Origin of the sequence: Aquincola tertiaricarbonis (genome assembly GCF_000969605.1) — a bacterium.
GTDB lineage: Bacteria > Pseudomonadota > Gammaproteobacteria > Burkholderiales > Burkholderiaceae_C > Aquincola > Aquincola tertiaricarbonis.
In genome coordinates, this window is record NZ_JZUE01000018.1 from 1 (window position 1) to 20,587 (window position 20,587).

Annotated in this window: 19 protein-coding genes; 11 read left to right on the forward strand and 8 right to left on the reverse strand. The window is 70.2% G+C overall.

The genetic code is table 11. The annotated features are described in order from the left end of the window. Nucleotides 1-231: 231 nt before the first annotated feature. From VO99_RS29030 to VO99_RS19065, 5 genes are all read right to left on the reverse strand, one after another. Entirely contained in the window at nt 232-786 is a 555-nt protein-coding gene (locus VO99_RS29030; protein WP_052736453.1) for an outer membrane beta-barrel protein, read from the reverse strand. 105 nt (nt 787-891) lie between these two features. Continuing rightward, nucleotides 892-1,956 carry an ABC transporter ATP-binding protein gene (locus tag VO99_RS19050; RefSeq protein WP_046114586.1) on the reverse strand — a complete coding sequence of 355 codons (1,065 nt, stop codon included), beginning with the start codon at nt 1,954-1,956 and terminating at the stop codon, nt 892-894. A 5-nt stretch (nt 1,957-1,961) separates the two neighbouring features. Further along, nucleotides 1,962-2,816 carry a carbohydrate ABC transporter permease gene (locus tag VO99_RS19055; protein WP_046114508.1) on the reverse strand — a complete coding sequence of 285 codons (855 nt, stop codon included), beginning with the start codon at nt 2,814-2,816 and terminating at the stop codon, nt 1,962-1,964. Beyond that, nucleotides 2,813-3,691, reverse strand: a complete 879-nt coding sequence (locus VO99_RS19060; RefSeq protein ID WP_046114509.1) for a carbohydrate ABC transporter permease — start codon at nt 3,689-3,691, stop codon at nt 2,813-2,815. Before VO99_RS19060 ends, VO99_RS19055 begins: the two co-directional genes overlap by 4 nt. Nucleotides 3,692-3,725: 34 nt before the next feature. Continuing rightward, nucleotides 3,726-4,988, reverse strand: coding sequence for an ABC transporter substrate-binding protein (locus tag VO99_RS19065; protein ID WP_046114510.1), 1,263 nt, complete (start codon nt 4,986-4,988; stop codon nt 3,726-3,728). A 198-nt stretch (nt 4,989-5,186) separates the two neighbouring features. Here VO99_RS19065 and VO99_RS19070 point away from each other — a divergent pair, with 198 nt between their 5' ends. The 8 genes from VO99_RS19070 (at nt 5,187) to VO99_RS19105 (ending at nt 14,534) form a co-directional block, all read left to right on the forward strand. Beyond that, a complete protein-coding gene (locus VO99_RS19070) occupies nt 5,187-5,864 on the forward strand; it encodes a response regulator transcription factor (RefSeq protein WP_046114511.1) in 678 nt (225 codons plus the stop codon). A gap of 10 nt (nt 5,865-5,874) precedes the next feature. After that, nucleotides 5,875-7,290, forward strand: a complete 1,416-nt coding sequence (locus VO99_RS19075) for a sensor histidine kinase (protein WP_046114512.1) — start codon at nt 5,875-5,877, stop codon at nt 7,288-7,290. A gap of 62 nt (nt 7,291-7,352) precedes the next feature. Then, nucleotides 7,353-8,690, forward strand: a complete 1,338-nt coding sequence (locus VO99_RS19080) for a type II toxin-antitoxin system HipA family toxin (RefSeq protein ID WP_046114513.1) — start codon at nt 7,353-7,355, stop codon at nt 8,688-8,690. Between the two features lie 10 nt (nt 8,691-8,700). Beyond that, on the forward strand, nt 8,701-9,006 hold the full coding sequence (locus VO99_RS19085; protein ID WP_046114514.1) for a helix-turn-helix domain-containing protein: 306 nt from the start codon (nt 8,701-8,703) through the stop codon (nt 9,004-9,006). Nucleotides 9,007-9,015: 9 nt separating this feature from the next. Next, nucleotides 9,016-11,340, forward strand: a complete 2,325-nt coding sequence (locus VO99_RS19090) for an ATP-dependent DNA helicase (protein ID WP_046114515.1) — start codon at nt 9,016-9,018, stop codon at nt 11,338-11,340. Nucleotides 11,341-11,525: 185 nt separating this feature from the next. Further along, the gene (locus tag VO99_RS19095; protein WP_157039649.1) at nt 11,526-12,131 is read left to right on the forward strand and encodes a helix-turn-helix transcriptional regulator; all 606 of its coding nucleotides are present in this window, start codon (nt 11,526-11,528) and stop codon (nt 12,129-12,131) included. A gap of 118 nt (nt 12,132-12,249) precedes the next feature. Beyond that, nucleotides 12,250-13,068, forward strand: a complete 819-nt coding sequence (gene nudC, locus VO99_RS19100) for an NAD(+) diphosphatase (protein WP_052736454.1) — start codon at nt 12,250-12,252, stop codon at nt 13,066-13,068. Then, entirely contained in the window at nt 13,065-14,534 is a 1,470-nt protein-coding gene (locus VO99_RS19105) for an amidase (protein ID WP_046114517.1), read from the forward strand. Before nudC ends, VO99_RS19105 begins: the two co-directional genes overlap by 4 nt. Here VO99_RS19105 and VO99_RS19110 read toward each other — a convergent pair. Beyond that, nucleotides 14,503-14,700: a YgaP family membrane protein gene (locus tag VO99_RS19110; protein ID WP_046114518.1), complete on the reverse strand. Its 198-nt coding sequence runs from the start codon at nt 14,698-14,700 to the stop codon at nt 14,503-14,505. The genes VO99_RS19105 and VO99_RS19110 overlap by 32 nt on opposite strands. 33 nt (nt 14,701-14,733) lie before the next feature. After that, nucleotides 14,734-15,045 carry an ArsR/SmtB family transcription factor gene (locus VO99_RS19115; RefSeq protein WP_046114519.1) on the reverse strand — a complete coding sequence of 104 codons (312 nt, stop codon included), beginning with the start codon at nt 15,043-15,045 and terminating at the stop codon, nt 14,734-14,736. 55 nt (nt 15,046-15,100) lie between these two features. Between VO99_RS19115 and VO99_RS19120 the strand changes: the two genes are divergently transcribed. From VO99_RS19120 to VO99_RS19130, 3 genes are all read left to right on the forward strand, one after another. Beyond that, nucleotides 15,101-16,006 carry an MBL fold metallo-hydrolase gene (locus tag VO99_RS19120; RefSeq protein WP_046114520.1) on the forward strand — a complete coding sequence of 302 codons (906 nt, stop codon included), beginning with the start codon at nt 15,101-15,103 and terminating at the stop codon, nt 16,004-16,006. Nucleotides 16,007-16,017: 11 nt separating this feature from the next. After that, entirely contained in the window at nt 16,018-17,238 is a 1,221-nt protein-coding gene (locus VO99_RS19125; RefSeq protein WP_046114588.1) for an MFS transporter, read from the forward strand. Between the two features lie 101 nt (nt 17,239-17,339). Next, nucleotides 17,340-18,614, forward strand: coding sequence for a PQQ-dependent sugar dehydrogenase (locus VO99_RS19130; protein WP_198156992.1), 1,275 nt, complete (start codon nt 17,340-17,342; stop codon nt 18,612-18,614). Here VO99_RS19130 and VO99_RS19135 read toward each other — a convergent pair. Further along, nucleotides 18,559-20,481: an amylosucrase gene (locus VO99_RS19135; protein ID WP_046114521.1), complete on the reverse strand. Its 1,923-nt coding sequence runs from the start codon at nt 20,479-20,481 to the stop codon at nt 18,559-18,561. The two genes, VO99_RS19130 and VO99_RS19135, sit on opposite strands and share 56 nt — an antisense overlap. Nucleotides 20,482-20,587: the final 106 nt, after the last annotated feature.

Genomic DNA, 20,587 nt, shown 5'->3' on the forward strand with positions numbered 1-20,587 from the left:
GCCAGGGCCAGCCCGCCTGCCGCCGCGATGCGGCCTCGCGCATCGTGGACTGGGTGCAGGCGCATGTGCGGCAGGCCGCCGATGCGCCGGCCGTGGATGAGGCAGGTAGCCCGCTCAGGCCGCAGCCGGAGCCGGTTGCGCCTGGCCGATGAAGCGTGGACACGCCACCGCCGCGCCAGCCATGAAAAAAGCGGCCCGCAGGCCGCTTCGATGGGGTCGCTTGCGCCGACCTCAGAAGTCGTAGCGCAGGCCCAGGCCCAGGCTGCGCACGGCGGCCTTCTCGCTGTCGTACTTGGCGCGGCTGAAGTCGGCCGACAGCTCGAGCTTCAGCATGGGCGTGAAGGCGTAGTCCACGGCCAGGCCGAGGTAGGGGCTGGTGTGGCGCTCGTCGTCCGAGCCGCTCAGGCTGCCGGCCGAGGCCGAGACCTTGGTCTTCAGCGAAGCGATGCCCAGGCGGCCGGTCAGGGCCCAGTCGGTGGCGATGGGCGCACGGTAGGCGGCGGCCACGGTGAAGCCGCTGACCTTCACGTCGCCCGACAGGCCGGCGTCGGACGCCGTGGCCTTGCCGAAGGAGATGTAGCCCAGTTCGGCTGCCAGGCCGTTGCCGAAGCGCCAGCCGCCGTACAGCTTGCCGCCGGTGTCGCTGCGGTCGCAGCGGTCGGCGCCGTCGCAGTCGACGTTGATGCGGGCAGCGCTGACGCCGGCACCGAGGTAGGCCTGGGCCGAGGCAGTGCCGGCGCACACGGCGGCGGCGAGGGAGACGATGGCGATGGCTGTCTTGTTCATGATGTTTTGACTTCTTCCCCCGGAGCGGGGTCGCGGATTCTCTGCCCGCCGCCCTGGCCTGCTGGCCCGTCGTTGTATACAACCAACGCTTATCGCACCGACCGGCTACGCCACCCGCAACTCCGTCGCGGCATCGAACAGATGTGCATGCGCCGCGTCCCAGCGCAGGTGCACCGCATCCCCCACGTGCGCGCGCAGGTTGCCCGGCACGCGGATGGTGAGCGGGCCGGCCGCGGTGTCCACCGTGGCGTAGGTCTCGGGGCCGGTGGGCTCGATGAGCGACAGCGTGCCGGGCAGGCCGCTGTCGGCCAGCGCAATGTTCTCGGGGCGCAGGCCGTAGATCAGCTCGCCGCCAGCGCCCGCCAGCGCCTCCCGCTGTGCCTCGTGCGTGGCCAGCTCGATGCCGTGTGCCACCACGCTGCTGCCCGCCTGGCGCGCCTGCACCATGTTCATCGCCGGCGAGCCGATGAACTCAGCCACGAAGCGTGTGGCCGGCCGCTCGTAGATGTCCTCCGGCGTGCCGAACTGTTGCACCACGCCGTCCTTCATCACCGCGATGCGGTCGCCCAGCGTCATCGCCTCCACCTGGTCGTGCGTCACGTACACCGTGGTGGTCCTGGTGCGCTGGTGCAGCAGCTTGATCTCGGCGCGCATCTCCACGCGCAGCTTGGCGTCCAGGTTGCTCAGCGGCTCGTCGAACAAAAACAGCTTGGGGTCGCGGGCCAGCGCCCGGCCCATGGCCACGCGCTGCCGCTGGCCGCCCGACAACTGGCCCGGCTTGCGGTCCAGCAAGTGGCCCAGCTGCAGCATCTTGGCCACGCGCTGCACGGTTTCTTCGCGCTGCGGCTTGGGCACCTTGCGGATCTCCAGGCCGAAGGCGATGTTCTGCGCCACGTTCATGTTCGGGTACAGCGCATAGCTCTGGAACACCATCGCGATGTCGCGGTCCTTGCTCGGCAGGTGCGTCACGTCGCGCTCGCCGATGTGGATGCTGCCGGACGTGGGCGTGTCCAGCCCCGCGATCATCGACAGCAGCGTGCTCTTGCCGCAGCCCGAGGGGCCGACCAGGATCAGGAACTCGCCCGGGTCGATCTCGATGTCGATGCCCTTGAGGATGTGCACCGTGTTGTTGAAGGTCTTGCGGACCTGGCGGATCGAAAGCGCACCCATGTTCATCAACCTTTCACCGCGCCGGCCGTCAGCCCGCGCACGAAGTACTTGCCCGCCACCACGTAGACGAAGAGCGTGGGCAGCGCCGCGATGAGGGCGGCCGCCATGTCCACGTTGTATTCCTTGACCGAGCTGCTGGTGTTGGCCAGGTTGTTCAGGCCCACGGTGACGGGCTTGCTGTCGGCGCCGGAGAACACCACGCCGTAGAGGAAGTCGTTCCAGATGTTGGTGAACTGCCAGATCAGCGTGACCACCACGATCGGCGTGGACAGCGGCAGCACGATGCGGAAGAAGATCTGCCAGAACGACGCACCGTCCAGCATCGCCGCCTTCACCAGTTCATCCGGCAGGCCCACGTAGTAGTTGCGGAAGAACAGCGTGGTGGAAGGGATGCCCGCCAGCACGTGGATCAGGATCAGCCCCCACAGGCTGCTGGCGATGCCCAGCCAGCCCAGCACCTGGCTCATCGGCAGCAGCACCACCTGCATCGGCATGAACACGCCGAACAGCAGGAAGGCGAACATCGTCTCGCTGCCCGGAAAGCGCCACTTGGCCAGCACGTAGCCGTTGACCGCGCCGATGGCGCTGGACACCAGCACCGCGGGCACCACCAGCAGCAGCGAGTTGAGGAAGAAGGGCTTCAGCCCGTTGCAGTCGGTGCCGGTGCAGGCGCCGCTCCAGGCCTTGGCCCAGGCCTCGGTGGTGGGCCGCGTGGGCAGGGACAGCAGGCTGCCGTCGCGCACCTGGTCCATGTCCTTCAGCGAGGTGCTCACCATCACGTACATCGGCGTGAGGAAGTACAGCGCAAACAGCACCAGCATGCCCCACAGCAGGATGCGGTGGACGGTCGCGGCCTTCATTTCGGCCTCCTCAGTTCGCTGTAGAGATAGGGCACCACGATGGCGGCCACGGTGGCCAGCATCACGGTGGCGCTGGCCGCGCCCAGGCCGATCTGGCCGCGGGTGAAGGCCATCGCATACATGAAGGTGGCCGGCAGGTCGGTGGCATAGCCGGGGCCGCCGGCGGTGAGCGCCATCACCAGGTCGAAGCTCTTGATGGCCAGGTGGCTCACCACCATCAGCGTGCTGAAGAACACCGGCCGCAGGCTGGGCACCACGATGCGCCAGTAGATGCGCGGCAGGCTGGCGCCGTCCACCTGCGCGGCCTTGATGATGGAGTCGTCGATGCCGCGCAGCCCGGCCAGGAACAGCGCCATCACGAAGCCGGCGCTCTGCCAGATGCCGGCGATGGCCACGCAGTAGATGGCCTTGTCCGGGTTCACCAGCCAGTCAAAGGTGAAGCTGGTGAAGCCCCATTGCCGCACCACGCTCTCCAGCCCCAGGCCCGGGTTGAGCATCCACTTCCAGGCCGTGCCGGTGACGATGAACGAGATCGCCATCGGGTACAGGTAGATGGTGCGCAGCGCCCCTTCCGCGCGCACCTTCTGGTCCAGCAGGATCGCCAGCAGCAACCCCAGCGCCATCGCCCCGGCCACGAACAGCGTGCCGAAGATGGCCATGTTGGTCAGCGCGACGCGGAAGCGCTCGCTTTCGAACAGGGCCACGTACTGCTGCAGGCCGGCGAACTCGTAGTTGGGCAGCAGGCGCGATTCGGACACCGAGAGGTAGCCGTTCCACGCGATGAGCCCGTAGATGAACAGGAAGCCGAGCAGGAAGCTCGGCGCGACGACGAGCCTGGGCAGCCACGGCGTGCGCAGCTCGGACGGTGCGGACATGGGGATTCCCGGAAGGGGCGGCGCGGCGGCGCGCTTACTTGGTCTTGGCGGCCGAGGCCAGCTTGGCCATCGCGTCCTTGGCGGTCATGCGGTCGCTGTTCCAGAACTGGCTCACCACGTCCTTCATCGCGCCTTCCACCGCCGGCGGCACCGCCATGCCGTGGGCGATGGAGGGCACCAGCGCGCCGGTCTTGGCGGTGTCGACGAAGTCCTTGCTGGAGAGCTTGGCGCAGTCGTCGAACTTGGCCATGTTCATGTTCAGCCGCACCGGGATGGAACCCTTGTTCAGGCTGAACTGTTCCTGGAAGTCGGTGGACATGATGGCCGCGGCCAGGTCCTTCTGGGCCTTGGTGTCGCCCTTGACCTTGAACATCGCGAACGAGTCGATGTTGAAGGTGTAGGCGCTGCCGGTGCCGGGAGCGGCGGCGCACAGGAAGTCCTTGCCCGGCACCTTGCCGGCGGCCACGAACTCGCCCTTGGCCCAGTCGCCCATCAGCTGCATGCCGGCCTCGCCCTTGATGACCATGGCGGTGGCCAGGTTCCAGTCGCGGCCGTTGGCGTTCTTGTCGGTGTAGTCCTTGATCTTCTTGAAGGTGGTGAGCACCTTTTCCATGGTGGCGCCGCCCAGCGTGGCCGCGTCCAGCTGCACGAAGGCCTTCTTGTAGAAGTCGGTGCCGCCGATGCCCAGGGCCACGCTCTCGAAGGTGGTGAAGTCCTGCCAGGCCTGGCCGCCGTGGGCCACGGGGATGATGCCGGCCTTCTTCAGCGCCTCGGCGGTGGTGAAGAACTCGTCCCAGTTGGTGGGCAGCTTGGCATTGGCCTTCTTCAGCGCCTCGGGGTTGGCCCACAGCCAGTTGACGCGGTGCACGTTGACCGGCACGGCCACGTAGTTGCCCTTGTACTTCATCACGTCGGACACGGCCTTGGGCAGCAGCTCGTCCCACTTCTCGGCCTTGGCCACGTCGTCGACGTTGGCCAGCACGCCTTCGCGCGCCCATTCCTGGATGGACGGGCCCTTGATCTGCGCCGCGGCCGGGGCATTGCCCGAGACCACGCGCGACTTCAGCACCGTCATCGCCGCATCGCCACCGCCGCCGGCCACCGCGAAGTCCTTCCAGGTGTGGCCCTTCTGCTGCATCGTGGCCTTCAGCGCCGAGGCGGCCTTGGCCTCGCCGCCGCTGGTCCAGTAGTGCAGCACTTCCAGGTCGCCGGCGCGGGCGGCCGTGGCCAGCGTGAGCGCGGCGGCCAGGGCCAGCAGGCGAGGGGCGAACGCGGTGGAGGCGGTGTCTTGTCTCATGGCGGTGTGCTTTGTTGGGTTGAACAGGGATGCAGCGTCCGAAGCTGAACTCCGGATGAACGAAAGATTAACGTTGCCTTGCCAACATCGTCATTCGGGGGAACCCTTAACGGTTTATTAACGCAGCGTGCGTCGCCAACGCCCACCCCGGGCGGGCCCGCATGGCCGAAGCCTTAACGCCGCGTTAAGCTCCCAGCCATGAACCTGCTGCTTGCCGAAGACGATGCCCTGCTGGCCGATGCGCTGGTGGCGCAGCTGCAGCGCGCCGGCTTCACGGTGGAGCACGCGCCCAACGGGCCGGTGGCCGAATACCTGCTGCTCAAGCAGCCCTTCGACCTCGCGATCCTCGACCTGGGCCTGCCGATGATGGACGGCCTGACGGTGCTCAAGCATGTGCGCGCGGCCAAGCCGACGCTGCCCGTGGTGGTGCTCACCGCGATGGACGGCCTGGACAGCCGCGTGGCCGGCCTGAACGCCGGCGCCGACGACTACATCACCAAGCCCTTCGACTTCCCCGAGCTGGAAGCCCGGCTGCGCGCCCTGCTGCGCCGCACGCAGCCGGCCGCGGCCGCCGGCGAGCTGGAGGTGGGGCGGCTGAGCTTCGCGCGCGAGGCGCGGCGCGCCAGCATCGACGGCAGCCTGCTGGAACTCAGCCCGCGCGAATGGACGCTGCTGGACCTGCTGGTGACGCACCGCGACCGCGTGGTGACCAAGGAGCAGATCGCGCAGGCCTGGGGCACCGACGGCGGCGAGCCGGCCGGCGGCAATTCCACCGAGGTGTACATCCACCGGCTGCGCCGCAAGTTCGAGGGCTCGGGCCTGGTGATCCGCACCATCCGCGGCCTGGGCTACCTGCTGGAAGCCGAGGCGCGCTGAAGCGCCCGCCATGCGCAGCCAGCGATCCCTGAGCCGGCAGCTGCTGCTGTGGCTGGTGCTGCCGCAGCTGGTGCTGTGGATGGCCGGCGGCGCCGCCACCTACCGGCTGGCCGCCGGTTATGCCAACCGCGCGGTGGATGCGAGCCTGCTGCAGGCCACGCGCGCGCTGGCGCGCCAGCTCAAGCCGCTGGACAACGGGCTGCTGATCGACTTCCCGCGGGCCGCGCAGGACGTGCTGGAGGCCGATCCCACCGACAAGCTCATGTACACCGTGAGCACGCCGCCCGGACAGTTCATCCTCGGCAACAACCAGGTGCCGCCGCCCCCGCCGGTGGCGCATCCGCCGCTGAACACGCCCACCTTCTACGACGGCAGCATGCGCATCTCGCAGGCGCCCTTCGCGCCCGAGGTGCGCGTGCGGGTGGCGGCGCTGTACCTGAGCTATGGCGGCATCGACGCGCCGCCGCAGACCATGCTGGTGCAGGTGGCCCGCAGCAGCGCCAACCGCGAGGACCTGGCCCGCAGCATCCTGTTCGACACGCTGCTGCCGCTGTCGGGCCTGATCGGGCTGATGACCATGATCGTGTGGGCCGGCATCCGCGCCGGCCTGGCGCCGCTGACCCGGCTGCGCCGCGAGGTGGAAGGCCGCGCGCCCAACGACCTGGCGCCCATCCGGCTGCAGGAAGCACCGCTGGAGCTGCATGCGCTGGCCGGCGCGCTCAACCAGCTGCTGGCCGAGGTGCGCGCCAGCGTGGCGGTGCAGAAGCGCTTCATCGCCGATGCGGCGCACCAGCTGCGCACGCCGCTGGCCGGCCTGAAGAGCCAGACCGAGCTGGCCCTGCACAGCGCCACCGATCCCGAGATGCAGGCGCGGCTGCAGCGGGTGCAGGCGAGTGCGGCGCGCAGCGCCCACCTGGTCAACCAGCTGCTGACGCTGGCGCGGGCCGAGCCCGAGGCCAGCATCGCCCAGGACCGCACCGAGCTCGACCTGCGCCGCTTCGCGCAGGAGCTGGTGGCCGAGCAGGTGCCGCGGGCGCTGCGCGCCGGCATCGACCTGGGCGTGGACACCGGCGACGGGCTGCCGCCGCTGCGGGTGCATGCCAATGCACTGCTGCTGCGCGAGGCGGTGCTCAACCTGATCGACAACGCCCTGCGCTACGCCGGCCGCGGCGCCGAGGTGACGCTGCGTGTGCGCCAGCAGGCCGACCGCGCCCGCCTGGAGGTGGAGGACAACGGCCCCGGCGTGCCGCCCGAGGCCCGCGAGCGGGTGTTCGAGCGCTTCATGCGCGTGGCCGAGGACGGCGAGGGCTGCGGCCTGGGGCTGTCCATCGTCAAGGAGATCGTCGAGCGCCAGGGCGGGCAAGTGTGGATGGAGGGCGTGGTGCCGCGCGGGGCGCGGGTGGTGGTGGCGTTGCCGGTGGTTTAAGCACGGAAAAATAGCTAAATCAACCCCGCGCTGGCTGCTGAATCCCCTAGAATTTCGTGCAAATGACTGCTGCCTGCACGCTGCAACTCCACATCGACGGCGCCTGGCGCAACGTCGGCAGCGTTGGCTTGCAAGGTGCCGAGGCAGAGGGCTGGCGCGCGAAGACCTATTCCGGCTATGCGGTGGACTGGGCCTTCGAGCACACCGGCGCGGCCGACGCCCATGCCGCCTGCGCGCGCTGGCCGGTCGGCCTGGAGCCGCTGCAAGCGCCGCACTGGCCGGTGTTCCTGATCGACATGCTGCCGCAGGGCTTCGGTCGCCAGGAGCTGCTGCGGCGCATCGGCCAGCCGGCCACCGCCGGCACGCCCGCCGACTGGCGGCTGCTGCTGGTGGGGGCGGGCAACCCCATCGGTCATCTCCGGGTGAAGGAAGCGGCCGCACGGCTGGCGCAGCAGACCGGCCCCCACCTCGGCTTCACCGATGAGCAGGTGGCCGAGCGCGGCGACGGGTTCTCGGAGTACCTGGCTTCGCACGGCCTGTTCGTCGCGGGTTCGTCGGGCGTGCAGGGTGAATGGCCGAAAGTGCTGCTCACCCGGGCCGGGGACGGCCTGCTTTATCTGGACCACACGCTGCCCGACGAACTGGCGGTGCAGCACTACATCGTCAAGTTCGGCCGAGGCACCGACCGGCAGCTCGCGCGCATCCTGGAGCATGAGGCGCCTTATATGGACATCGCGCGCCGCCTGGGGCTGCGGGTGCATGCGCCGCTGATGCTGCACCAGCGCGTGCTGTTCATTCCACGCTTCGACCGCCGGGTGGCCGATGGCCGCGTCACCCGCCTGGCACAGGAAAGCATCGCCACGCTGACGGGCCTGCCCGGCTTCGACGCGGTACCCAGCCACGACCAGGTGTGCGCCGCGCTGCTGCGTCACTGCAGCGACCCTCAAGCAGAAGTGCTCGAGTACCTGAAGCGCGACGTGGCCAACCTGGCGCTGGGCAACAAGGACAACCACGCCCGCAACACCGCGGTGCAGCGCGACTTTGCAGGCCACATCGCGCTCACGCCGCTGTACGACTTCGCGCCCATGCTGCTGCACCCCGACGGCATCGCGCGGCGCATCCGCTGGGAGGACAACGACGGCGGCCAGCCCGACTGGGGCCGGGTGCTCGACCGTGTGTGCGCGCTGGCCACGGCCCGGCCCAAGGGGCGCGGCCGGCGCCCGGCGGTCCCGGCGCCGGTGCTGGACCGGCCGACGCTGGCCGCCGGCCTGCGCGCCATGGCGCCCGCGCTGGCCGACATCGCCGCCGACGGCCAAGCCATGGGTCTGGACGCCGAGCTGCTGCAACTGCTGCGGCCGGGCCTCCTCGCGCAGGCCGAGCGCCTGTCGCAGCTGGCGTAGGGATAGGGCCATGGACAAGCGCTACAACACCCTGCCCCTGCCCGAGCAGCTCGCCCTGCGCCAACGGGCGATCGACGATGTGCTGGCGCATCCGGAATGGTCGCTGGCCCAGGCCCTGCGGCACCTGAAGAAGACCATGCGCCTGACCACGGCCGAGATGGCCAAGCTCTCCGGCGTGGCCTACCGCACCCTGCAGGACATCGAGCAGGGGCGCAGCGAAGGCACGGTGCAGACGATGAACCGCGTCTTCGGCATGCTGGGCCTCAAGCTGGGTGTCGTGCGCACCGCGCCGGAGGCCGACGAGGCCAGCGCCTAACATCGCCGCATGGCGTCCCGCATTCCCGACTCCGACGCGCCGCCCGCACCCGCCGCTCCTGCCCCCTACTCCATCGCCGTGCGCGCGATGTGCGAGTTCACCGCCAAGGAGGGCGACCTCGACCTGCGCTTCACGCCCTCGCCCACCGCGGCCGAAGGCATGGAGGGCCACGCCACCGTGGCCGCGCGGCGGGGCGCCGGTTACCAGGCCGAGTTGAGCCTGTCGGCCGACGTCGGGCCGCTGCGGCTGCGCGGCCGGGCCGACGGTTTCGATGCCGCGCGCGGCCGGCTGGAGGAGGTCAAGACCTACCGCGGCGAGTTCCATGCCATCCCGGCCAACCACCGCGCGCTGCACTGGGCGCAGCTCAAGCTCTACGGCGCGCTGCTGTGCCGCCAGCAGGGCCTGGCGCAGATCGAGCTGGCACTGGTGTACTTCCACGTCGACAAGCCGACCGAGACCACGCTGGTGGAGGTGCACGGCGCCGACGCGCTGGAGGCCTTCCTCGCGCTGCAGGTGCAGCGCTTTGCCGACTGGGCCGCACAGGAGCAGGCCCACCGCGGTGCACGCGATGCGGCGCTGCAGGCGCTGGCCTTTCCGCATGGCGGCTTCCGCCGCGGCCAGCGCATGCTGGCCGAGAACGTCTACCGCGCCGCGGTACGCGGCCGCTGCCTGCTGGCGCAGGCGCCCACCGGCATCGGCAAGACGGTGGGCACGCTGTTCCCGCTGCTCAAGGCCGCGCCGGGCCAGCGCATCGACAAGCTGTTCTTCCTCACCGCCAAGGGCTCGGGCCGGCAGCTGGCGCTGGATTCGCTGTCCATGATGGCCCGCGCGGACGGCGCCGCGCCGCTGCGGGTGATCGAGATCACCGCGCGCGACAAGGCTTGCGAGCATCCCGACAAGGCCTGCCATGGCGAGAGCTGCCCGCTGGCCCGTGGCTTCTACGACCGACTGCCCGCCGCCCGTGCCGCCGCGGTGCAGGCCCCCGGCCCGTTGCCGCGCGAGGCACTGCGCGCGGTGGCCGCGGCCCATGCGGTGTGCCCCTATTACCTGGCGCAGGAGCTGGTGCGCTGGGCCGACGTGGTGGTGGCCGACTACAACCACTTCTTCGACGGCAGCGCCCTGCTGCATGCGCTCACCGCCCAGCAAGGCTGGCGCGTGGGCCTGCTGGTGGACGAGGCGCACAACCTGGTCGACCGCGCCCGCAGCATGTACACCGCCGAGCTGGACCAGGCCACGCTGCAGGCCGTGCGGCGCGAGGCCACCGGCCTGCCCAAGCGGGCGTTGAACAAGCTGCACAAGGCCTGGTCCGCGCTGGCCGCGGCGCAGCCGGCCGACTACAGCGCGCTGGCGCAGGTGCCGGACGACATCGCCACCGCGCTGCAGCAGGCCATCGCCGCCATCGCCGAGCAGCTGGCCGAGCAGCCCGAAGGCATCGCCAGCGCGCTGCTCAACTTCTTCTTCGACGCCACGCACTTCGCCCGGCTGCTGGAGAGCTTCGGCGACCATTCGCTGTTCGACGTCACCCGCAGCACCGGCGGCGGCAGCGCGCTGGCCAAGCCCGGCTCGGTGCTGTGCGTGCGCAACCTGGTGCCCGCGCCCTTCCTGGCGCCGCGCTTCGCGGCCGCGCACACCAGCACGCTGTTCTCGGCCACCCTCACGCCCACCAACTTCTACACCGACCTGCTGGGCCTGCCCGCGGACACGGTGGCGGTGGACGTGGAGTCGCCCTTCGAGGCGCGTCAGTTGTCCATACAAGTGGCGCGGCACATCTCCACCCGCTGGCAGCACCGCGATGCCTCGCTGGGACCCATCGCCGAGCTGATCGGCCGGCAGTATGCGCAGCGGCCGGGCAACTACCTGGCCTTCTTCAGCAGCTTTGACTACCTGCAGCGCGCCGCCGCGCTGCTGGCCGAGCGGCATCCGGAAGTGCCGCACTGGCTGCAGGCCCGCGGCATGGCGGCGGCGGAACGCGATGGCTTCCTGGCCCGCTTCGAGGAAGGCGGCGCCGGCGTGGGCTTCGCGGTGCTGGGTGGCCAGTTCGGCGAGGGCATCGACCTGCCCGGCAGTCGGCTGATCGGCGCCTTCATCGCCACGCTGGGCCTGCCGCCGCTCAACGAGACCAACGAGCGCATGCGCGAACGCATGGCCGCGCGCTTCGGCAAGGCGCAGGGCTACGACTACACCTACCTCTACCCGGGCCTGCAGAAGGTGGTGCAGGCCGCCGGCCGCGTGATCCGCACGCCCAGCGACGAAGGCGTGATCCACCTGATCGACGACCGCTTCGCGCGGCCGGAGGTGAAGCGGCTGCTGCCGGGGTGGTGGGCGGGACGGTAAGGCAGCGCGTCCTGACGCAGCTGCAGCTCGCCGCTGTCATGAGTCTTATCGCTGATCAGCCTCGGGCGCAACATCAATCCGCCGGAGCTCGAACCCTATTTTGTTGACTGGCCCCAGCGTCCGGCGCATCGTCCGCTCGCGTTCAGCGACCTTGTCCAGTCAACACACGGAAGGAGTGACGACCCATGAATCTTGCGGCAGCGCACATCGGCAACGAGGGGGCAGCGGCGACCCGGCAAAGGCTGCTGGATCGGGCGGGGAAACACTTGTTCGAGTTGGCAGCATTGCCGTCCATGTTGCTGGATCATCGGGGAACGCTGATCGCAGCAAACGGAGCAGCACAAAAGTCGTTGCTGGAACCGCCCATCACCTTCATGGCTGACGCCATGAGGCGGTTGCATGCACTTGTCGCCGGGCGCTGGACGCCGATGGCGATCCCCATTGCCGAGTTCCTCGTGGGCAGCCGGACCGAATGGGAGCTGCAGTCGCCCCGACGCGGCGCCTGCCACATGCACTTCCAGACGGCCGAGGACGACACCGAACTGGGCCTCGTGCTCGCGACAGTCTGCGATCGACCCCTGGACGACGAAGAACGGATGAGGCAAACCTTCGGAATGAGCCGGACAGAGGCCAAGGTGGTTCATCTGCTGATCCGCGGCCTGAGCCCGCGCGAGGCAGCCGCCATCTTGAACGTCAAGCTGTCGACGATTCGCACACACATCCAGCATGCGCTGGAAAAGACCCAATCGTCACGCCAGAGCGAGCTCGTCAGCAAGGTCCTGGCCCGGTAGCCAAGCCAGTGCTGCGGCCGGGCCGACGGCAAGTACACCGCTGCATCCACCTGGCGGCTGTGTTTGCCGCGCTGCGCTAACCTGCCCCCCTGCAATCCCGCGCGCCTGCCGCCTCGCCATGCATTTCACGCCCGACCACCGCTCTCCGCAGCAGCCGACGCCGCTGGGCTGGCACTTCGTCTTCGTCGACAAGCAGCTGCTGATCCCTGAGGCCGAGGACCAGGCCTTCGGTGCCACCGCGCCCGCGCTGTTTGCAGCCGCGGCCGACGAGTCGCGCCACTACCTGGGCCAGCTCGACGGCCACGACGTGTGGACGCTGACGCTGCCCGCGGCGCCGCCCGGCTGGCGCGCGGTGCCGCTGCGCGCGGCCATGATGCAGTTCGACGCCCCGCTGCTGGCGCTGGCTGGCCGCGCCGCGCAGGTGCTGGAATGGGACCGCGCGCACCGCTTCTGCGGCGTGTGCGGCACGCCCACCGAGCGGCATCCCGGCGAGCGCTCGCGGGTCTGCCCGGCCTGCCGGCATGCGGCCTATCCGCGCATCAGCCCGGCGATGATGGCCCTGGTGTGGCGCGAAGGCGAGCTGCTGCTCGGCCGCGCGCCACACTTTCCGCCGGGCATGTACAGCGCGCTGGCCGGCTTCGTGGAGCCCGGTGAAACCCTGGAGGAATGCGTGGCGCGCGAGGTGGCCGAGGAAGTGGGCGTGCGGGTGAAGCAGCTGCGCTACTTCGGCAGCCAGAGCTGGCCCTTCCCACACAGCCTGATGCTGGCCTTCACCGCCGAATGGGACGGCGGGGAGATCGTGCCGCAGGCCGACGAGATCGAGCATGCGGCCTGGTTTCCCATCGATGCCCTGCCCGGCATCCCGCCGCGCTTTTCCATCGCCGGCCACCTGATTCGCGACACCGTGGCAGCGATGCGCCAGGGCACCCGGCCGTGAGCCGGGTCGACGAGCTCTGCGGCTGGACGGCGGTTCGCCTGGCGCAGGCGATCCGCGCACGCGAGGTGTCGTGCCGCGAGGTGATGGCGGCCTGCCTGGCGCAGGTGGAGCGCTTCAATCCGCAGGCCAATGCCATCGTGTCGCTGCAGCCGGCCGAGCAGCTGCTGGCCCGGGCCGACGAGCGCGATGCGCAGCTGGCTCGCGGCGAGTGCATGGGCTGGCTGCACGGCTTTCCGCAGGCGCCCAAGGACCTGGCGGATACCGCCGGCATCCGCAGCACCCATGGCAGCCTCATCCTGCAAGACCACGTGCCCCGCACCGATGCCATCGTGGTGGAGCGCATGCGCCGCGCCGGCGCGGTGTTCATCGGCAAGACCAACACGCCCGAGATGGGCCTGGGTTCGCACACCTACAACCGCGTGTTCGGCACCACCCGCAATGCCTTCGACCCGCGATTCAGTGCCGGTGGCAGCAGCGGCGGTGCGGCGGTCGCCCTGGCCCTGCACATGCTGCCCGTGGCCGACGGCAGCGACATGATGGGCTCGCTGCGCAACCCGGCCGGCTGGAACCACGTGTTCGGCTTCCGGCCCTCGTTCGGCCGCGTGCCACGCGGTCCGGCGCCCGACCTGTTCCTGTCGCAGCTGGGCACCGAAGGCCCGATGGGCCGCAGCGTGGCCGACGTGGCGATGCTGCTGTCGGTGCAGGCCGGCTTCGACGACCGCGCGCCGCTGTCGCTGCAGGACGACCCGGCCTGCTTCACCGCATCGCTGGACCGCAGCTTCGAAGGCACGCGCATCGGCTGGCTGGGCGACCTGGGCGGCCACCTGGCCACCGAGCCCGGCGTGCTCGACACCTGCACCCAGGCGCTGCGGCACTTGCAGGCACTGGGCTGCGAGGTGGAGGCCGTGCCGCCTCCCTTCGACATGGAACGGCTGTGGCGCGCCTGGCTCACGCTGCGCGGCGCGCTGGTGGCCGGTGCCCAGGCGGCCTGGCTGGCCGATCCGGCCAAGCGCGCGCTGATGAAGCCCGAGGCGGTGTGGGAGGTGGAAAACGGCCTGCGGCTCACCGCGGCCGAGGTGTACCAGGCCTCGGTGGACCGCAGCGCCTGGTACCAGGCGCTGCGCGGCCTGTTCCAGCAGTTCGATTTCCTGGTGCTGCCCTCAGCCCAGGTGTTTCCCTTCGATGCGCAGCTGCACTGGCCGCAGCGCATCGACGGCCGCGAGATGGACACCTACCACCGCTGGATGGAGGTGGTGGTCGGCGGCACCATGGCCGGCCTGCCGGTGCTGGCGGTGCCGGCCGGCTTCGGCGGGCCGCACCGCCTGCCCATCGGCCTGCAGCTGATGGGCCCGGCGCGGGCCGACCTGGCGGTGCTGCAACTGGGCCACGCCTACGAGCAGGCCAGCGGCTGCGGCCGCGTGCGCAGCCCGCTGCTCACTTCCGATCGGACAGCGGGCAGCTGCTGAAGCCCAGCAGTGGATACACCGGGCAGAAGCGGAACAGCCCGGTGAGCACCGGCACGATGCCTACATAGCCCCAGGCACCGACGGTGCCGGTGGCGGCCAGCGCGATGAGCGCCAGGCCGAGGGTGATGCGCAGGATGCGGTCGATGCCGCCGACGTTGGCTCTCATGGTCAAGCTCCTCTTGGGGTGGGGTACTTCAGGTCACGGGCAATACAGCTTCTTCAGGGTCTCGATCAGGGCCTGCACATGCGGATGCTCGATGCGGTAGTACAGCGTCTGCGCCTCGCGCCGATTGGCCACCAGGCCTTCGTCGCGCATGCGTGCCAGGTGCTGCGACAGGGCCGACGCGCTCAGGTCCACCTGCTCCAGCAGGGCACCCACCGTCATCTCGCCGTGCTGCAGCAGCAGGCACAACACCAGCAGGCGCTGCTCATGGCCCAGCAGCCGCAACATCGCGGCCGCCTGACCCGCACCTTCCTTCATGAACTTGCGATCCGCTTTGCTCAAGGTCATGGCCTTCTTACTTCAGTCGTTGCTAATTTAGCTTGTACTTAATAACATCGCAAGCGTGAACACGCCCCCTGCCCACATCCAGTCCTTCTTCCACGAGGGCACCAGCACCGTCACCTACCTGGTGGCGGACATCGCCAGCGGGCAGGCCGCGGTGATCGACCCGGTGCTGGACTACGACCACCGCAGCGGCAAGCTGCACACGGCCTCGGCCGACGCGGTGCTGGCCGCCGCGCGCGAGGCCGGCTTCGCCATCGCCTGGGTGCTGGAGACCCATGCCCATGCCGACCACCTCTCGGCCGCGCCATGGATCCAGCAGCACACCGGCGCGCGGGTGGGCATCGGCCAACACATCCGCGAGGTGCAGCGGCTGTTCCGCCCGGTGTTCAACCTCACCGACGTCTCGTGCGACGGCAGCGAGTTCGACCACCTGTTCACCGACGGCGAATGCCTGCACATCGGCGGCCTGCGGGTGGAGGTGATGCACACGCCCGGCCACACGCCGGCCTGCGTGGCCTACCGGGTGCACGGCGGCAACGGCCAGCCCGACACGGTGTTCGTCGGCGACACCCTGTTCATGCCCGACTACGGCAGTGCCCGAGCCGATTTCCCTGGCGGCAGCGCAAGAACGCTGTACCGTTCGATCCGGCGCCTGCTGGCCCTGCCCGACGACACCCGCCTCTTCATGTGCCACGACTACAAGGCCCCCGGCCGCGACACCCATGCCTGGGAGACCACCGTGGCCGGGCAGCGCCGCGCCAACGTGCATGTGCATGACGGCATCACCGAGGAAGCCTTCGTCGCCGCGCGACAGGCGCGCGATGCCATGCTGCCGGCGCCGGTGCTGCTGCTGCCGTCCATCCAGGTCAACCTGCGCGCCGGCCACTGGCCGCCGGCCGAGTCCAACGGCATGCGCTACCTGAAGATTCCGATGCGGCCCGCGCCGGGGATGCAGGCACCTTGAGCACGGCCGACATGCTGGCGCGCCGCAACGTGCGGCTGCTGGTGGCCGCGCAGGCCGTGGGCGGCGCTGCGGCGCCGGTGATCATCTCGGTGGGCGGGCTGGTCGGCCAGCAGCTGGCCGCCCAACCTTCGCTGGCCACGCTGCCGGTCAGCCTGTACACGCTGGGCGTGGCCCTGGCCACCCTGCCCGCGGCCTGGCTGATGCGGCGGCATGGCCGCCGCGTGGCCTACCTGCTGGGCGCGGCCGTGGGCGGCACCACCGGCCTGCTGGCGGCGTGGGCGGTGATGCAGTCCAGCTTCTGGCTCTTCTGCGCCGCGCTGGGGCTGGCCGGCTTCTACGGCGCCTGCGTGCAGAGCTACCGCTTCGCCGCGGCCGATGCCGCACCGCCGGCCTGGCGGCCGCTGGCCATCTCGCGCGTGATGGTGGGCGGCCTGGTGGCGGCGGTCATCGGCCCGCAGCTGGTGATCTGGACGCGCGACGCGCTGCCCGCCGCGCCCTTCGCCGGCAGCTTCGTCGGCCAGGGGGCGCTGGCGCTGCTGGCGCTGCCGCTGCTGTGGCGGCTGCGTGCGCCGCCACCAGCCCATCCAGCGGGCAACACAGCGGGCAACACAGCGGGTGATGGCACGGCCGAGGACATGGCCGGCGGCCCGGCGCGCCCGCTGCGCGTCATCGCACGGCAGCCCGCCTTCGTCGTGGCGGTGGTGGCCGGCGTGGTGAGCTATGCCCTGATGAGCCTGGTGATGACCGCCACGCCCATCGCCATGGTGGGCTGCGGCCACAGCGTGGGCGAGGCGGCGCTGGGCATCCAGTGGCATGTGCTGGCCATGTTTGCGCCCAGCTTCTTCACCGGCCGGCTGATGGCCCGCTTCGGCAAGCCGGCCGTCACCGCGGCCGGTCTGCTGCTCATCGCCCTGGCCGGCCTGCTGGCGCTGGCCGGGCTGCAGCTGCTGCACTTCTGGGGCGCGCTGGTGCTGCTGGGCCTGGGCTGGAACTTCGGCTTCATCGGTGCCACCGCCATGGTGGTGGACTGTTGCCGCCCGGCCGAGCGGCCCAAGGCACAGGCCTTGAACGACTTCATCGTCTTCGGCACCGTGGCCGCCGCCTCCTTCGGCTCCGGCCACCTGCTCACCACCGCCGGCTGGACCACCATCAACCTGCTGGTGCTGCCGCTGGTGGCGGCCGCCGTGGGCCTGCTGGTGGTGGCGGGACCGAAGCGGCACGTCACCGCCTGATACGTTTGCACCGGCCTCTGCCGGCCTTCACGCGGGTGAACCCGATGCCGGCGTTGCCGCAGGCGGTGCAGCATGCGCCCCACAACCTTGCGGGAGGCGCCATGAAGTCGTCGGTGCTCTGTCTTGCCCGTGTGGCCGCCGGTGCTGCCGGACTGGTGCTGGCCGCCCTGCCCGCCTGGGCCCTGACCGCGACGCCGGTGGCCAGCGGGCTGGAGGCACCGGTGTTCCTCACCGCACCCACCGGCGACACGCGCCTGTTCGTGGTGGAGAAGGCGGGCCTTATCAAGACGCTGTCCGGCGGTGGCACCAGCACCTTCCTCGACCTGCGCAGCCAGGTGGACGCGGCCGGCGAAGGCGGGCTGCTGGGCCTGGCCTTCGACCCCGGCTTCGCCAGCAACGGCCGCTTCTACGTGGACTACATCGACCGCAGCACCAAGGCCACGGTGGTGGCGATGTACACCGCGCCCTCCGCCACCGCGCCGGCGGCCGATCCCGGCTCCGGCAAGACGCTGATCTCCATCGCCCAGCCGGCCGACCGCACCAACCACAAGGCGGGCTGGATCGGCTTTCGCCCCGGGGATGCCAACAACCTCTACATCGCCACCGGCGACGGCGGCAGCGGCAACGATCCCGAGAACCGGGCGCAGAACCTCAACGACAACCTGGGCAAGATCCTGCGCATCACGCCGCAGGCCGACGGCAGCTACACCGTGCCGGCCGACAACCCCTATGCCGGCAGCACGCCGGGCAATGACGAGATCTGGGCCTCCGGCCTGCGCAATCCCTACCGCAACAGCTTCGACCGGGCCAACGGCGACTTCTGGATCGCCGACGTGGGCCAGTCGACGCGGGAGGAGATCAACCTGGAGCGCGCCGGCACCCCCGGCGGCCGCAACTACGGCTGGCGCGCGCTGGAGGGCAGCGGCGACAACCCCGGCGTGCCCGACGCGCCGCCCGCCGGCGCGGTAGGCCCGCTGTTCGACTATGGCCGCGCCAATGGCGACGGCTCGATCATCGGCGGCTACGTGTACCGCGGCAGCTTCGAGCAGGGCCTGGACGGCGCCTACTTCTACGGCGACTTCGTCTCCGGCCGCATCTTCACGCTGCGTGAATCCGGCGGCGTGGTGACGGAGGTGATCGACCGCACCGACGAACTGGGCCGGCCCTTCGGCCCCAACCAGCTCACCTCCTTCGGCGAGGACGGCCTGGGCAACCTCTATGCGATGGGCCTGGACGGCCGGGTGGTGCTCATCGCCGCCGCGGTGCCCGAGCCGGGCACCTGGGCGCTGATGGCGTTCGGCGTGCTGGCCCTGGCCGGGCTCAGCCGGCGGCGGCCGCGCCCGCCAGGTCCAGCCACAGCACCTCGTACGGCTTGAGCGTGATGCCGCCGCGCAGCGGATGGCGCTGGCCCTGCAGCAGGTCGGTGGCGGCCTCGGGCAGGGCCGAGAACACGATGGCCGGGCAGTGCTGGGGATGCTCGCTGAAGTTGGCCAGGCACAGCACCGGCTGCGCCGGCAGGCCGCGCTGGTAGCCCAGCACGCTGCCGTTGCCGGTGCCGAAGCCGGTGAGCGCATTGCCGGCGAAGGCCGCGTGCGCGGCCCGCACCCGCACCATGCGCAGCAGGCCCTGGTGGATGCGGCCAGCCACAGTGCCGGTGTCCTCGCGCTGGGCATACAGCGCATCCACCCGCTCGGGCCGGTGCACCCAGCGGCTGTCGCCGGCCTTGGCCGGGTCTTCGAGGTAGCGGTGGTCGTTGGGCGTGCCCACCTCGTCGCCCAGGTAGATCAGCGGAATGCCGCCGGTGCTCAGCACCACGCTGTGCAGCAGCAGCACGCGCTGCACCGCATGCAGGTCGCCCTGCTCCACGCCCGCCAGTGAGGCACAGGTGCCGCTGATGCGGCATTCGCCGGTGGCGGGGTTGTCCTGGAAGGGCACGCCGCGCGCGAAGCTGCCCGGGAAGCGGTTGACGTAGAACCGGTTGAGGAACTGCCGGTGGTCGAAGCCGTGGATGCCGAAGCGGATGGCGTCCTCGTCGGCGAAGGTCCAGCCGATGTCGTCATGGCTGCGCACGTAGTTCACCCAGGCGGTGCCGGCGGGCAGCGTGTGGCGCTCCTCCAGCGCCTGCTGCAGCAGGTTCACCTCGCGCGTGGCCAGCGTGTTCCACAGCAGGGCCATCTGCAGCGGGTTGTACGAGAGCTGGCACTCCTGCGGCGAGATGTACTTCATCACGTCGTCGGGATGCACGATGGCCTCGCTCTTGAACAGCAGCCCCGGCGCGGCGATGCGGCACAGCGCATTGAAGGCGCGGATCAGCGCATGGGCCTCGGGCAGGTTCTCGCAGGCCGTGCCCAGGCGCTTCCAGATGAAGGCCACCGCATCCATGCGCAGGATGTCGGCGCCGAGGTTGGCGATGGCCAGCATCTCGCCGGCCATGGCGGTGAACACGGCCGGGTTGCCGTAGTTCAGGTCCCACTGGTAGCTGTGGAAGGTGGTCCACACCCAGCGGCCGTCAGGCAGCTGGCTGAAGGCGCCGGGATGCTCGTCCGGGAAGATCTCGCGCACGGTCTTCTCGTACGCATCGGGCTGGCTGCGGTCGTCGAACAGGTAGTAGAAGTCCTTGCGCGCCGGATCGCCCCGCACCGCGCCTTGCGCCCATTCATGGTCGTCGGCGGTGTGGTTGAAGATGAAGTCCAGCACCAGGCTGATGCCCGCCTTGCGCAGCGCCACGGCCAGCTCGCGCAGGTCGTCGATGGTGCCCAGCGCCGGGTTCACGTCGCGGTAGCTGCTGACCGCATAACCGCCGTCGTTGTGCTCGGGCGGGCACTTGAAGGGTGGCATCAGGTGCAGGTAGGTCAGCCCCAGTTCCTGGAAGTACGGGATCTGGTCGATGACGCCCTGCAGGTTGCCGCAGAACAGGTCCACGTAGCACACGCCGCCCAGCATCGTCTGCCGCTGGAACCAGTCGGCATCGGCCTCGCGCTGTGCATCCTGCGCACGCAGCTCGGCCGGCCGGGCCTGCCAGCCCTGCCAGGCGGTGAGCACCAGCTCCTCCAGGAAGGGCACGAAGTCCGGCCGCTGGCCGTAGAGGCCGGCCAGCTCGGCGAACAGGCGCGGAAAGTGGTGATCGAGGCGGGCCGCGAAGGCCTCCCAGGCGCGGCCGCGCGGCAGCTGGCCGAGGCGCCGTGCCAGCGCGCTGCGCACGTGCGTGAGCGCCAGCTGGGACTGGTTCTGGAGTGTGAGCATCGGGATGGACACCGCGGCGGGCGCAGTGTCATAAGAATCATTTGGTGGCAGAGCGCAAGAGGTCCGAAGCGCTTTGGAACTTTACACTGTGTGCCGGATTGCACGG

What these genes read in the sequence shown, in the direction of transcription:
- VO99_RS29030 (WP_052736453.1), bottom strand. Translation starts at nt 786, where the DNA reads ATGAACAAGACAGCCATCGCCATCGTCTCCCTCGCCGCCGCCGTGTGC.
- VO99_RS19050 (WP_046114586.1), bottom strand. Translation starts at nt 1,956, where the DNA reads ATGGGTGCGCTTTCGATCCGCCAGGTCCGCAAGACCTTCAACAACACG.
- VO99_RS19055 (WP_046114508.1), bottom strand. Translation starts at nt 2,816, where the DNA reads ATGAAGGCCGCGACCGTCCACCGCATCCTGCTGTGGGGCATGCTGGTG.
- VO99_RS19060 (WP_046114509.1), bottom strand. Translation starts at nt 3,691, where the DNA reads ATGTCCGCACCGTCCGAGCTGCGCACGCCGTGGCTGCCCAGGCTCGTC.
- VO99_RS19065 (WP_046114510.1), bottom strand. Translation starts at nt 4,988, where the DNA reads ATGAGACAAGACACCGCCTCCACCGCGTTCGCCCCTCGCCTGCTGGCC.
- VO99_RS19070 (WP_046114511.1), top strand. Translation starts at nt 5,187, where the DNA reads ATGAACCTGCTGCTTGCCGAAGACGATGCCCTGCTGGCCGATGCGCTG.
- VO99_RS19075 (WP_046114512.1), top strand. Translation starts at nt 5,875, where the DNA reads ATGCGCAGCCAGCGATCCCTGAGCCGGCAGCTGCTGCTGTGGCTGGTG.
- VO99_RS19080 (WP_046114513.1), top strand. Translation starts at nt 7,353, where the DNA reads ATGACTGCTGCCTGCACGCTGCAACTCCACATCGACGGCGCCTGGCGC.
- VO99_RS19085 (WP_046114514.1), top strand. Translation starts at nt 8,701, where the DNA reads ATGGACAAGCGCTACAACACCCTGCCCCTGCCCGAGCAGCTCGCCCTG.
- VO99_RS19090 (WP_046114515.1), top strand. Translation starts at nt 9,016, where the DNA reads ATGGCGTCCCGCATTCCCGACTCCGACGCGCCGCCCGCACCCGCCGCT.
- VO99_RS19095 (WP_157039649.1), top strand. Translation starts at nt 11,526, where the DNA reads ATGAATCTTGCGGCAGCGCACATCGGCAACGAGGGGGCAGCGGCGACC.
- nudC (WP_052736454.1), top strand. Translation starts at nt 12,250, where the DNA reads ATGCATTTCACGCCCGACCACCGCTCTCCGCAGCAGCCGACGCCGCTG.
- VO99_RS19110 (WP_046114518.1), bottom strand. Translation starts at nt 14,700, where the DNA reads ATGAGAGCCAACGTCGGCGGCATCGACCGCATCCTGCGCATCACCCTC.
- VO99_RS19115 (WP_046114519.1), bottom strand. Translation starts at nt 15,045, where the DNA reads ATGACCTTGAGCAAAGCGGATCGCAAGTTCATGAAGGAAGGTGCGGGT.
- VO99_RS19125 (WP_046114588.1), top strand. Translation starts at nt 16,018, where the DNA reads ATGCTGGCGCGCCGCAACGTGCGGCTGCTGGTGGCCGCGCAGGCCGTG.
- VO99_RS19130 (WP_198156992.1), top strand. Translation starts at nt 17,340, where the DNA reads ATGAAGTCGTCGGTGCTCTGTCTTGCCCGTGTGGCCGCCGGTGCTGCC.
- VO99_RS19135 (WP_046114521.1), bottom strand. Translation starts at nt 20,481, where the DNA reads ATGCTCACACTCCAGAACCAGTCCCAGCTGGCGCTCACGCACGTGCGC.